This window comes from Niastella sp. sgz303648 (assembly GCF_059587045.1).
In genome coordinates, this window is the sequence record NZ_JCAPSW010000004.1 from 464,268 (window position 1) to 478,194 (window position 13,927).

10 protein-coding genes are annotated in these 13,927 nt (G+C 42.7%); 1 reads left to right on the plus strand and 9 read right to left on the minus strand.

The features are described from left to right. Positions 1-54 precede the first annotated feature (54 nt). From AC59IL_RS14590 to AC59IL_RS14610, 5 genes are all read right to left on the minus strand, one after another. The gene (locus AC59IL_RS14590) at positions 55-2,121 is read right to left on the minus strand and encodes an alpha-ketoacid dehydrogenase subunit alpha/beta (protein ID WP_496552884.1); all 2,067 of its coding nucleotides are present in this window, start codon (positions 2,119-2,121) and stop codon (positions 55-57) included. 226 nt (positions 2,122-2,347) lie between these two features. Beyond that, a complete protein-coding gene (locus AC59IL_RS14595) occupies positions 2,348-2,959 on the minus strand; it encodes a fumarylacetoacetate hydrolase family protein (RefSeq protein WP_496552885.1) in 612 nt (203 codons plus the stop codon). A gap of 148 nt (positions 2,960-3,107) precedes the next feature. After that, on the minus strand, positions 3,108-3,683 hold the full coding sequence (pth, locus tag AC59IL_RS14600; RefSeq protein ID WP_496552886.1) for an aminoacyl-tRNA hydrolase: 576 nt from the start codon (positions 3,681-3,683) through the stop codon (positions 3,108-3,110). Positions 3,684-3,877: 194 nt separating this feature from the next. Beyond that, positions 3,878-4,531 carry a 50S ribosomal protein L25 gene (locus tag AC59IL_RS14605; protein ID WP_496552887.1) on the minus strand — a complete coding sequence of 218 codons (654 nt, stop codon included), beginning with the start codon at positions 4,529-4,531 and terminating at the stop codon, positions 3,878-3,880. Between the two features lie 142 nt (positions 4,532-4,673). Further along, positions 4,674-5,618 (minus strand): ribose-phosphate diphosphokinase, encoded by a 945-nt coding sequence (locus tag AC59IL_RS14610; RefSeq protein ID WP_496552888.1) that lies wholly within the window; start codon positions 5,616-5,618, stop codon positions 4,674-4,676. A 499-nt stretch (positions 5,619-6,117) separates the two neighbouring features. Here AC59IL_RS14610 and radC point away from each other — a divergent pair, with 499 nt between their 5' ends. After that, the gene (gene radC, locus AC59IL_RS14615) at positions 6,118-6,810 is read left to right on the plus strand and encodes a RadC family protein (RefSeq protein ID WP_496552889.1); all 693 of its coding nucleotides are present in this window, start codon (positions 6,118-6,120) and stop codon (positions 6,808-6,810) included. A gap of 337 nt (positions 6,811-7,147) precedes the next feature. Here radC and AC59IL_RS14620 read toward each other — a convergent pair whose 3' ends face one another. From AC59IL_RS14620 to AC59IL_RS14635, 4 genes are all read right to left on the minus strand, one after another. Further along, complete coding sequence (locus AC59IL_RS14620) at positions 7,148-7,462, minus strand: DUF3467 domain-containing protein (protein ID WP_496552890.1); 315 nt, start codon at positions 7,460-7,462, stop codon at positions 7,148-7,150. Positions 7,463-7,571: 109 nt separating this feature from the next. Further along, positions 7,572-8,561, minus strand: a complete 990-nt coding sequence (locus AC59IL_RS14625) for a DUF1735 domain-containing protein (protein ID WP_496552891.1) — start codon at positions 8,559-8,561, stop codon at positions 7,572-7,574. A gap of 22 nt (positions 8,562-8,583) precedes the next feature. Further along, the gene (locus tag AC59IL_RS14630) at positions 8,584-10,173 is read right to left on the minus strand and encodes a SusD/RagB family nutrient-binding outer membrane lipoprotein (RefSeq protein ID WP_496552892.1); all 1,590 of its coding nucleotides are present in this window, start codon (positions 10,171-10,173) and stop codon (positions 8,584-8,586) included. Between the two features lie 100 nt (positions 10,174-10,273). Then, on the minus strand, positions 10,274-13,405 hold the full coding sequence (locus tag AC59IL_RS14635) for a SusC/RagA family TonB-linked outer membrane protein (protein WP_496552893.1): 3,132 nt from the start codon (positions 13,403-13,405) through the stop codon (positions 10,274-10,276). Positions 13,406-13,927 lie beyond the last annotated feature (522 nt).

Here is a 13,927-nt window from a genome sequence, read left to right on the forward strand (position 1 = left end):
GTAGATTAAAGCAGCCAAATAAAATTATCTTGTGTAATTTTTTACTGATCTAAATCATGAAAACAATAAGTGTTGAATTACTGCTGACACTTTTTCACTATCAGGTAACATAGCCTGTTCAAGACGTATGTTCATTGGTACAGCAGGCACATTGGCTGCACCCAATACTTCAACGGGAGCATCGAGCCATTGAAAACAGGCGCGCGAAATTCGTGCAGCGAGCGCTTCGGCAAATGAATTATTTTGTTGCTCTTCGGTTAGTACCAAACATTTACCATGTTGTTTTACAGTTGTAAAAACCAGTTCTTCATCGAGTGGGAACAGCGTTCGCAGATCAATAACATCAATGTGGCCGGGGAATTTTTTTGCAGCCGAGCGTGCCCAATATACGCCCATACCATAAGTAATTATACAACACGATTCACCTGAATCGACTTTTTCTTTATCAGCTTTTAATACATGTGTGCCTTTTCCTAAAGGCAAAACATAATCACGGGAAGGCTCAATGGTTTTAGCTTCTTCGGTTCCTGGCAGTTTACTCCAATAAAGGCCTTTGTGTTCAAGCATTACTACCGGGTTGGGATCTAAAAACGCAGCTTTCATCAATCCTTTCATATCTGCCGCATTTGATGGATACACCACTTTAATACCTTTAACAGATAACAAAGTTGTTTCCACACTTCCGCTATGATAAGGGCCACCGCCGCCATAGGCGCCGATAGGTACCCGAATGATTGTTTGAACAGGGAATTTTCCACAACTCAGATAACATGATTTTGATATTTCTGTTACCAGCTGATTAAATCCCGGATAAATATAATCGGCAAACTGTACTTCCACAATTGGCTTCACCCCTACTGCACTCATGCCCACTGTTGAACCAATAATATATGCTTCCTGAATAGCTGTATTAAAAACCCGGTGATCGCTGAAGCGCTCGGCCAATGTGGCTGCTTCGCGAAAAACACCTCCGAGCCGGCGGCCTACATCCTGCCCGTACAATATTGCTTCGGGAAACTCTTCCATAATTTCGCGAATGGCAAACAAAGCCGCATCAACCATAATTATTTTACCGGCGCCCGGTGGCGTTCGTTGTCCCTTTTCTTCCGTAACCGGTGTTGGCGCAAAAACATGATCGGTTACCGTTAACGGGTCAGGCTCAGGCGCCTGCACAGCCTGCAGAAACTGATGGCTCACTGCAGCACCTGATTCATTTTCGATTTGCTGTAATTGTAGTTCATCAACTCCCATATCCTGCAGGCGTAACCGTAATTTTGGCACGGGATCGTTCACTGCATGTTTTTCAAGGTCGTGCAACGTGCGGTAAAATTCTTTTCGCACACCACTGGTATGATGGCCCAGCAAAGGCACTTTTGCCTGAACCAGCCAGGGACTTCTGTGCTGCCGCACGTATTGCACCACGCGGCGTAGTACATCAAAGCTTTCTTCAAAATTACTACCGTCGATACGTACCCGTTCAAGCCCCGGAAAACCGGCTGCATAATCAAAGGCATCCATTACCCTTGCTTCTTCGGCGCTGGCGCTGATGCCCCATTCATTATCCTGCACCAGGTAAATAACAGGTACTTTTTTTAATATGGCGAATTGAAAGGCTTCACTCACTTCGCCTTCGGTTACGCTGGCATCGCCCAGCGAGCAAACCACCACCGGCAGTTCGCCGCCGGGGCCTTTTCGCTGTAATTCAGAATTAATTTTTTCGAGGTAGGCAATACCCTGTGCAATGCCGGTAGTAGGAATTACCTGCATGCCGGTAGCACTGCTTTGATGAATGATATTGGGTTTATCGTTGCCCCGGTAATTGGGATGTGAATAGTATTCGCGTCCACCGGTAAAAATATCGTCGCGCTTTGCCAGCAATTGCAGCATCAGCTGGTAGGGCGTAAAACCCAATCCGAGCAGTATGCTTTCATCGCGGTAATAGGGACTTATATAATCGCAGGGCAGCAATTGAAAGGCGGTGGCCAGCTGAATAGCTTCGTGCCCCCGTGAGGTGGAGTGAACGTATTTACAAATGGAACGGTTGGCTTCATAGGTGTCGGCCATAGCTCTGGCCGTACACATGAGCTGGTATGCTTTCAACAGAACGTCGGTATGAATCATAAACTAAGGCAAATGTAATAATAACAAATGTTAGTTTAGCGAAAAACTGAGGTCGGAAGTCGGAGGTCGGATGTCAGAAGAACCTGAATTTTATAGATACCTTTTTTATTTATAACGTGAGCTTCGGGCTTCGGATTTCTGACTTCAGATTTCTGCTTTAGGGCAACAAAAAAGCCCTTCCCGAAGAATCGGGAATGGCTTTTTCCTTGTAATGATGATCTATTTGTTATTTGATCTCTAAACTTAACAGGCTGTCGTCTTCAATAAAAGCTTCCAGCTCGTCACCAACCACACATTCGCCCACACCTGCGGGTGTGCCGGTAAAAACGAGGTCGCCGATGTTCACTGAAAAGTAGTTGGAAATATATGCAACTACTTTATCGAAGTTATTGATCATTAAACCTGAATTTCCCTGCTGCACCAGCTCTTTATTTTTATATAAACAGAAGTTGATGTCTTTTTTGTTTTTGATATTCCCCAAAGGTATCCATCGTCCTATAACGGCAGAATTATCCCATGCTTTTGCTTTTTCCCATGGAAGGCCTTTTTCTTTAAGCTCATTCTGAATATCACGAGCGGTAAAGTCGATGCCGACTGTTACTGCATCATAATACTTACTGGCAAATCTATCCTGGATGTATTTGCCGTTTTTAGAAATGCGCAATACCAATTCACATTCATAATGTAATTCATTTGTGAACTCGGGATAATAGAACGGTGTATGAGCCTGTAGTAAAGCACTTTTGGGTTTCATAAAAACGATTGGTTCGTCTGAAACCTCATTACCCAGTTCTTTTGCGTGAGCCACATAATTACGGCCTACACAGAAAATTTTCATACTCAACAAAGGGTTTAATTGAGATAATTGTTTTCAAGTTTCATGAGCCTGGAAAAGCCGGGGGTACGTGCGCATAGAGATATTGAATATCAAATTAGTAATCACCAAATATATCGGCTTTGCGAAAATAAAGATTCAAATTAACAAATCATAGTGTAAACTCCAATTTATTCGCTTCATTCATAGTTCGTTCGAGGCCGATGGTGATAAAATTCTCTATCACTTCTACACATTTTTCAATCTTCTGTTTTACTAAGGGCAATTCCTCAGGCGTCCAGCGGTCAAGTACAAAATCCGCCTGCCCTCCTTTGGGGAAATTGTTACCGATACCAAAGCGTAACCGGGGGTACTTATCGGTAAGGAGGGTCTCCTCGATGCTTCGCAATCCGTTATGACCGGCACAGCTACCCGAAGGTCGAAGCCGTATCCGGGAAAGCGGTATTGCAATATCGTCTACTATTACCAATAATTGTTCCAAAGCGACCGATTCTTTTTCTAACCAGTACTTTACAGACTGACCGCTTCGGTTCATATAGGTGCTCGGTTTGACTATTATCAATTTTTTACCCTTCCATTTCAATTCACAAACCGCCGCCAAACGACCCGATGCAAAAAAACCGCCATGCTTCTGAGCAAAGGCGTCTGCCACGTCGAAACCAATGTTATGACGTGTGTATGCATAGTCGTCTCCAATATTACCTAAACCTACAATCAGGAATTTCATAATGGCAATAGTTGAATCTAAAGCGGCAGGGGTAAGCAGAAGGAAAAAATGATCAAATCAATCAAAACAGTAAATTCAGTCAGATCGGTTAACAGGTCAAATGGGTTTAAACCTTATTTGACTTTCATGGCTCATTAACTTATTTATGACTTAAAAGCCCAGCTAAGCTGGGCTTTTAAGTTATTGTTGCACTACTATTTTTTGGCTGCAGGAGCTTTGGCAGCAGCAGCAGGTGCTTTAGCTGCGGCAGCGGCTGGTGCTTTTGCTGCGCCGGCTGCGGGAGCTGCGGCTTCTTCCTGTTTCAGCTGACGTGTCATAACTACAGAAGCAATAGGAATACGGGGCGAATTGAGAATTTCATAATTCGCTTCCTTTACATCTTCAACACGAATATTACCATTCAGTTCAAGGTTGGTAATATCAACCTCAATGTTTTCTTTCAGGTATTTCGGTAAAGTTTTAATCTTTAAGGCTTTCATTTTGGTGATCAGTTTACCACCGTCTTTTACACCTATTGATACACCGGTAAACTTAAGAGGGATAGTGGCGATCACCGCTCTGTCCTGAACCAGTTCCAGAAAGTCTACGTGCGCAAGATGATCAGACACTTTATCAAACTGAAGGTCTTTTAAAATGCACTTGTAGCTTTTACCGTCAACCAGAATATCAGCTAACTGGAATTCAGAAGTGTATACGATGGATTTGAAAGCCAGCACAGGGGCTGTAAAATTAACTTCCTGTGCACCGCCGTAAATTACACCAGGCACCAGTCCCTGAGAGCGAAGTTCCCGGGCGGCTTTTTTCCCGGTTCCGGTCCTCAGTTGTCCTTCGATTGTAATTGTTTTCATTGTTTATTTTAATTTAAGAATTTCCTTTGTCGTCAATGGTCAATGGTGAATGGTCAATCATTTAAATATTGTCTCCGCCCTGAAGGCCGGAGCTATACCTCCATTGAACCTTGTGTCCTGAGCCTTGTGTGCCTTGAGTCTTTTACCGGTTTCTCATCTGGCTGTGTATAAACAACCCTGTGATACTTCTGTTTTCGTAGGCATTGCGAATGGCTACTGCAAACAGTTCGGCAACACTTAGGATTTTTATTTTCGAAATCTTTTGCTTCAGGGGAATGGTATCACAAACCACTATTTCCTCCAGCACGCTGTTTTCGAGATTTGAGTAGGCATTGCCGCTTAAAACAGGATGTGTACATAATGCTCTTACACTCCGGGCGCCTTTCTCTTTTAATAATCCGGCTGCTTTTGCCAGTGTACCGCCTGTATCGCAAATATCATCTATCAAAACTATGTCTCTGTCGGTAACATCACCTATTACCACCATGCTGGCAATTTCGTTGGCACGTTTGCGGTGCTTATCGCATATTACCATTTCAGCATTGAAATAGGAGGCTATTTCGCGAATACGGTTTGCACTTCCCACATCGGGGGCGGCAAAGGTAAGGTTTTCCAGCTGAAGTTGTTGTATATAAGGAATAAAAATAGCCGAACTGTCGAGGTGGTCAACGGGAATGTCAAAATACCCCTGAATCTGGGGAGCGTGCAGGTCCATGGTAATTACCCGGTCGGCGCCGGCAGCCACTAACATATTGGCCATCAGCTTAGAACCAATGGCTACGCGGGGCTTATCTTTTCTATCCTGCCGCGCGTAGCCATAATATGGTATTACCGCCACCACTTTATAGGCCGAAGCCCGCCGGGCGGCATCGATCATTAATAACAATTCAAGCATGTTTTCGGCCGGTGCAAAGGTACTTTGCACCAAAAAAACCATGTCGCCACGGATACTTTCCTGAAAAACAGGCTGAATTTCACCGTCGCTAAAGCGCGAAATGGAAATTTTTCCAAGGACAGCCCCGAATTTCTGGGCTATTTTTTCGGCCAGGTACTGTGACCCTGTACCCGAAAAGATCTTAACAGACATTTGCATACCGCAGTATAATCTAATGTGCGGCGAAGATAACGTTAAGCGTGGGAATTGCCCGACAACCTTTGTACAAAAAATTTATTTCACTTTTTTGCCGGGAAAATAGCATTTCACTGGTTACTGATTAATCGGTTTATCCCCCGAATTGAACGTTACTTGGTTACTGTTAACAACATTCGCGATCCGCCCGGATTCATTACTGCAGCTTTATGCGAAACCTCGGTAGCTTTTGCAACCGGTTTTTTGGGATAAAACGCATAAAAAATGGCTGAACAGATGAAAATCGAGAAGAAAAGGGCAACAAAATACATTCCAATGCAAAAAAGGAAGGGTTGATAACCTCCAATAGCGGCTAAAGTAGTTTTCCGATTCATAGGGGATAGATTAAGTTTTAAAATAAGATGTGGATTTCTACTTAAATAACGCACAATTTAGTACTTAAAGTACATTTTGTGGTTATAGTATTTGTGCGAAAATTAAAAGAAAATTTTGAACTATGCAAGACCTAAAATTTTCAATAAAGAAATGGGCCGAAGACGATCGCCCGCGGGAAAAGCTACTTAGGAAAAATCCGTCGGTTTTAAGTGATTCGGAACTGCTGGCGATACTTATCGGCAACGGTACACATCAGCGGAATGCAGTTGATCTGGCAAAGGATGTTTTACGGCTTGGTAAAAACAACCTGAACGAGCTGGGGAAAATTCCCATTGCCGAATTGATAAAAATTAAAGGAATTGGTCCGGCAAAGGCTATAATAATTGCGGCTGCCCTTGAACTGGGTCGCCGGCGGCATGCCGCTTTAGCAATTGGCAAGCCGGTAGTTAAAGGCAGTAAAGACATTGCCAATTATCTGCAGGCTATGCTGCGCGACCTGCCTTATGAGGTATTTGCCGTAGTTTTTTTAAACCGCGCCAACCGTATTAATCATTTTGAAGTGGTAAGTGAGGGAGGCATCACCGGCACCGTTGCCGATCCAAGGGTTATTTTAAAAAAAGCCCTGCAGGAAGATGCCGTAAGTTTGATTCTGTGCCATAACCACCCTTCGGGCGATTTGCATCCCAGCCGTGCCGATGAAGAACTGACCCGCAAAATAAAGGAAGCTGCCCGGTACCTCGATATTTCGGTACTCGACCATATTATAGTAAGTGAAACGGGCTATTTCAGTTTTGCCGATGAGGGACTTTTGTAGAAAACAGGCAATAGGCAATAGGCAAAAGACAATAGGCAAAAGGCAATGGGCAATGGGATTCATGGGTAAGGTGAAGCGCTTTATGGTGAAGTGAACGAGTTCATGGTTGTTGTGTACAACCTCATGCATGAACTGAACGATCTCATACATGAACCGAGCGATCTTATATATTAAGTCGACGAGTTCATGGTGAAGTGAGCAACCTCATGTTTGAAGTTGGCGAGTTCATGTATGAAGCCGCTGGCTTCATGATTGAACCGTGCGATCTCATTATTAAAATGAGCGATTTCATGATTTCGGAAAACTACAAACTTCAAACCATAAACCACAAACAGGTTTATGCCTGAGCGGTGGGACCGCCGAAATTCATCGGGATCTGTACTTCTTCCAGGTCCTGAATTTTACCATTGGCGGCTTCAAAACGCTGGATATTCTCGGTCAAAGCCTTCATAAATCGTTTGGCGTGTTGGGGAGTTAATATGATGCGTGATTTTACCTTGCTTTTTGGGGTGCCCGGCATTACGTTTACGAAATCGATCACAAATTCAGCATGGGAATGGGTAATGATGGCAAGATTGGCATATTCGCCCTCTGCTACTTCTTCAGAAATTTCGATATTTAACTGGTTTTGCTGTTGATTTTTATCTTCCATCATTGATTGTTTATGGCCCAAATGTAAGAAACCGGGCGGTAACTGCACAAAAAAGCCCCTGCTTCAGGAGCAGGGGCCATCATAAAGATCGGATCAAATGGTAGTTTAATTATCTGGGTTCTACATAAGTAAATTTCTCGTAGAAATAAGTTCTCGGCGCATTGGGTGATGAAACACTTTGGGTCATAATATAATTCACTACAAAACTTTTAATGCTACCATCTGCATTAAAAGTTATTTTATTTGTTCCCGTATTCAAATAACACGATCTTTTATTTCCGCCCGATTCCTGTCCATAATAGTTCGTAGTGGTGGTTATATTACCACTTCCATCAAAAAAGAAAACAGGGCTAAAGCTGCCATAATAGGAGTCGCCGCCGGTACCGGTTTTTATGGGATGTCCATAAGTATCTATAATATCTGCCTCATACAAGGCAACCGACTTATCGGTATATGTTCTTAGTTCCACTTTAAGAGGATAATTACCAGTTAAAGCCGGATTGACAATGTCAGACATGGGTGCAATTGCTTCCATTGTGTAAATACCATCATATTTATTACGGGCCGAGAAAGAATATACGGCCTTACCAAAGTTTCCGCTTAAAGTACCCTGTGTTGCGGATGCAATTTTTAAAGGCAGCGCATAGTTAACAGCAAAGCTATAGTCACTGTTAACGGTAACAGTTATTTGTCCCTGTGCCATTTGAGTTCCTTTCTTAATTACCAGAGACGAAGGGAAATTAATAACACTTGAAGGCGGCGCAGTATAAGAGGTGCCGTTCTGGGTATTAAAAAGAGTGAGTGCCGCAGTATCCAGCGCCAGGTTTACGGTAATATCGTCAGGCGCGCTATTGGCTCCTGAGTAACTTACGTTTACATTAAATTTATAAGTACCCCCTAAAGCTACAACACCCATATCTGTTGCAAAACGGGGATATAATGATGTGCTTGTGGAAACGTTATCGCCGGTATTGGCAAATTCAACCACGTTAGCCAAACCATTGGCTGGATCAGCATTCATAGCATCCTTCTTTAAACAGGAAGATAAGCCGGTTACCAGCATTGAAAACAATAATATATTTATTCTTATTTGTTGCATGATTATAAAATTTTATAACAAACTATTGTGCCCAAAAAATTAATGAAGAGAACGGACTGATACTTTTAGGAACGTTGGAAGAATTATAAGCGCCTTCGGATGACGGATACATAATTCTGGTAGGCAACCGGTCTGTTCTGGTTGACTCAGATTGAGTCGAAGCAAATGTTTGCGTTCCTGTAGCACCCGCAGTATTTACTATTGTAGGATAATGGGTGCGGCGATACTCATTCCAGGCTTCATCGCTGTTCACCATATTCAGCGCTATATATTTTTGAGTAAGAATAGCTTCGAGTTTATTATCTTTTGATGTGGCTAAAGCAAAGTTTACCAACCGGCTTGATACATTATCTGCTTTGTAAGCAGAATCCATGTAATGCATTTTAAGATCATTCGTTGCAAACAGCGTATCCTTTGCATAAGTTCCATCAGGTAATTTGTATAAATAGCTGAAAGAAGATTTAATGCCGTTGTAGAACAAAGTTTCAGCATCTCCAGAAGTCACTATTCCATTTACTACGGCCTCTGCCTGCAGAAAATAACTTTCAGCTGCAGTAATTACCGGCATGCCTGCATCGGGTCCTTTTAATGTTCCGGTAGTGTCGTTACCTGATGTCGCCCCTCTGTTAGTAGCAGTATACCAGAAACTACCTTCAGGGCTCGAAACCACGCTGTTATTTTCATAACCCAGTTTGTTGGTAGATGTAGAGGGATATAGATAATAGATGGCGGCACCTCTTCCGGGGTCAGACAATTTTGCCCCGGTATAAAACGCCATAATGAACGTACTGGGCATCCAGGCTTTGCTACGTGCAGACCCCGAATAGCTCCATGTCCATTGGTCCCATTTTGGATTTTGTTTGCCGTTATCGCGAACGTACCCCGGATTTATGATCGCATCAGTAGTCAAAAAGCCGTCGCTGCTAAAAGTGGTATTTGCAAAAGTCACTTTACCGCTGCTATGGATAATTAAACGCAATTTGAGTGTGTTAGCCAATTTTTTCCAGGCGCTCATATCACCTTTAAACAAAACGTCTGATGTACTCAATGCTTTCACTGCAATTGTACTACTACCGGTATTAATTGTACTGATCGCTGTATCGAGCTGACTTGCGAGATCTTTATATATCGCTTTCGCATCGTCATATCCGGGACTTAATTTTGAAGCACCCAGCAATGCCTGGCTATAGGGAACATCATTATACGCATCAACCAAAAGCTGAAAATTGAGCACCTTCATAATCCTCGCTGCTGCATTAAAATAGCTGTATGTAGCAACCCCTGCAGTTTGATTTATGATAGCCTGGTAGTCTTCGAGGTTATCGTACGCGCCCGACCAAAGACCTGTCCAGCTGGAAGAAGTGAAATTATAGGTAAACGAAACCCCAAAACCGCCATAACCACCTGCATTGGCCATATAGCCAACTAACTGCGCACCATATGTGTTAAATGCGTTCAAATTAGATGCAGTTGAAGTAATGGCCTGAGGCAATATCAATTCGGGAGTAGCTGTCGTAGCGTTATTAGGATTGGTATTTATATCGAAATACTTTTTACAGGATGTGCCCAGCACAACCAGGCCTGTAAAAATTATAGCATGTATTCTTTTCATATTTATTTTATTTTGACTTTCCTGTTTGCACCACATTAACTTCGATTTACTTACTCTTTACAAACAGTATTATAATTAATGAATGCTTCAGCGTTATTGATTAAAATTTAACGGTAATGGTACCTCCGTAGTAACGCGAAGGAGGCGTTTGATCGATGCTGTTCAAACCGATACCATTGTTATCGGTACCGCCGGCGCTGAATTCGGGGTCGGTATAAAGATTATCCTTAGCCAGCCACATCATTAAATTACGTCCCTGTACACTGATAGTAACACCCTTGATATATTTGGTCTTTGCCAGAAAAGTTGAAGGAACATCATAGGCCAGGGTCACTTCTCTTAACTTCCAGAAATTGCCTGAAGTAATATAGTTCGAAGTAACATCACGGTTAATACCATCGGTCCAGAAACCATTGTTTCCATTACCATTTTTAATCGTAACGTTTGTATTGGTTATATACTTACCGCTATTAGACGGGTCGGCAATAACCGAGTTGGGGAATACAAAACGCTGACGGTTATAAACAGCTGTACGGTAACCGGTTCCCGACCAGTCGAGCTCGGTACCTATACCATTAAATACTTTGTATCCACCGCGATATTCAAACAGGAAATACAATCTGAAACCTTTGAATTTGATAGTACCATCCAAACCAAGGCGATTTTTAGCAACAGCGTTGCCGAGTATTGATATGGTATCTGATTTGGTTGGTAAACCTGAAACGCCGTCAACGATCACATGTCCGTTGGGATCACGTTTATAATCATATCCCATAATTACCGGGAAAGGCTGACTGGCAACTGCATAAGAGTTGGCCGAACCGCTCGATGACAGGGACAGTTTTGGTAAATCGGCGCTGATGAAATTCACGTTATTATCGAGATAAGTATAGTTACCACCCACAGTAACCTCAAGGTTTTTGGTTTTAAAAGCAGTATAGTGTGCGCTAACCTCAAGACCACGGCTTTGCGTTTGACCGGTATTGGTAAGCAGACTTGTAAAACCGGTTGCATTCGATATGCTGGTACTTACCGTTTGATTATCGGTTTTTGTGCTGTACCAGGTAACGTTTGTGTTCAACCGATCTTTAAACATATTCAGATCAAAACCCACTTCATATCCTTTGGTGATTTCGGGTTTCAGGCTTTTCGCAACAAGGCCATTGCCCACGGTAAAACCGGCCAGTGATCCGAACGGAAATCCATTGGTTTGATAATAAGTGGGCAGAAGGCGGTATGCACCATAATTATCTCCGAGATTCACCTGACCTACTTTCGACCAGCCAGCCCTTAATTTCAGGTAAGTAACAGGTGTTTTTTCAATTATTTCAGGCAGGGCGTCTGTAGCTATGAAAGACAGATCTACCGAAGGATAAAAGAAAGAACGGTTTTCAGGATCTAAGGTCGAAACCCAGTCGTTACGTCCGGTACCATGCAGGAACAGGTAATCGCGGAAGCCAATTTTAAAATCAGCATAAGCACCGATCTGGCGGGCTTTGTAGTTCACTTCACCGGCTCCGGGTGTACCTACCCCGTTGCTAACATTAAACAAACCGGGTACCACTAATCCGCTGGCTGAAACGGCTACAAATTTCGACTGGTCCTGGCGCCACTGGCCACCGGCGATCAATTTAAATTCAAAATCACCTTTCTTTTTAACGTATTGCCCAAATAAATCACTCAGCAACTGAGTAGTATAACCGCTATAGTCAGAAACAGAAGCCGGTATATCTGATTTGGAACTGGCATCAGTATGTTTCGCAAAATCGGTGTAGGTAAATGCACCTACAGTATTTTTATTTGAATAGTTTCTTGTTACAATACCCTGCCGGGCAATCAGGTCAAGATTTTCTATAGGTGTAAATTTTACCTCTACGTTTGCAGTGAGGTAATCATTCCTTGTATTCTGTCTGTAATTGTCTGCAGTAAAATAAGGGTTCTGGTACCAGGGATTGTAAAATCCGTTGGGGTTGGCGAATTTATTGTTCCGCCAATCTTTGTATCTGGTGATGTCAACATTCGAAGGCATGTTCAGCAGGTTCACATACATGCTTCCTGTTTGCGAAGTAATATCGTAGCGGTTTTGAATATAGGCTGTGCTGTAAGTAGCAGTGATAGTATTTCCTAAACGGCGGGTACCATTAACACGAAGAGAAGCGCGGTTAAATTTGTCGCCGGGGGTTGTACCTTTTGTATTGGCATATTGACCTGAAAGGAAAAGCGTAGAACGGTCATCGCCATTTTGTAACGAAAAGTCAGATTGATTGGTAATACCCAACTGCCAGAACTTTAAATGACCGGGGTTGTAAGCATAAATAGAGGAATCCTGTGAACCATCTTCCAGTGCGGGCCCAAGCGGTCTTTTAGTACCGTCAAATGCAGGTCCGTACGACTGGTTTTCGAGATAAGAAAATAGCGGGTTACCGTTGACGTCTGTACCATACCCCGAGCCACCTGCGCCAAACTTCTTCTGCATTTTGGGAAAATAGCTCAGCGACTGCAGCATGGTAGTATTCGAAACAGTAACTTCTGTGAATCCTCTTTTTCCTTTTTTAGTAGTAATTACTACAGCACCGTTCGATGCTTGTGAACCATACAGGGCGGCAGCGCCTGCACCGTTTAATATAACCACTTCTTCAACATCTTCGGGGTTCAGGTTACCCAAAATTTCGTTGGGCACAATTATATTATCCAAAACAATCAGCGCCTGGTTATTACCGGTAAGCGATCTTTGTCCGCGCAAAGTAAGACGAAACGTAGGGTTTACACCACCACTTGTTCCGCTGATTTGCAAACCGGCCACTTTACCCTGCAAACCACCGGCGATATTGGTTGATTTACCAGCCACCAGCAGGTCAGCTTTAATAACCGTGTTGGCTGTACCGATTTCTTTTCTTTTTGATTTAATACCTCCGGCAGTAACGATCACCTCATTCATCAGGTTATCGGAACTTTCGAGCGAGATAACCATTGATTCGTTCTGAGGTTTAACAGTAAAAGTTTTGTAGGTAATAGCAGAAACCGTGAGAACAGCACCCGGATTTACCTTGATGGTAAAGTTTCCGTCGTTATCGGCTACAGTAGCCGTTTTGGTTCCTTTAATTGAAATGGTAGCGTTGGGGATTGGCTGGCCTGTTTTGTCGAGCACTCTGCCTGAGACTTGTTTGGTTTGGGCAGATACCTCTACAACAAAGCATACCAGCACTGCGAGCAGTGATAGAACTTTTCTCATGTGAGTTTAAATTTTGGTTTTTGTGACTTTACAGGAACTTTTAATATTCCGGTAATTATTTTAGTAGCAAGCGGTCCATATCCCGATACGACAGCTTGAACCTCGCATCAAGACAGGTTTGCAATTTATCATGATATTCGATACAAAATGCAGGATTAACAGGATAATTTTAACAAGTTCTTATCATATTTTAACCTGAAATATGTGGATAAATTGTGTTTGGAGTTTATTTTAATACTTATTTGGTTGTTTTTGAAATGATTATGCGCTAAAGCAAAAAATAATTGGTGTTTTTTTTGCCGGATTTTAGCATTTAAGTATAATAATTGTTTTAATGTAACAGAGGCTTATGGAGTGAGGTGGATCCTGATTGAATGACAACACATGTAAATATTATATTATGTCCTTAACCGGGGTAAAATAGATTCGGGGAATAAGCGCATAGCATTTTACGCCCGGTTAATTGCAAACACGTAACAAACTATGCAATCTAACGCTGCCCTGTAGTGCGGCAGCAGTAAG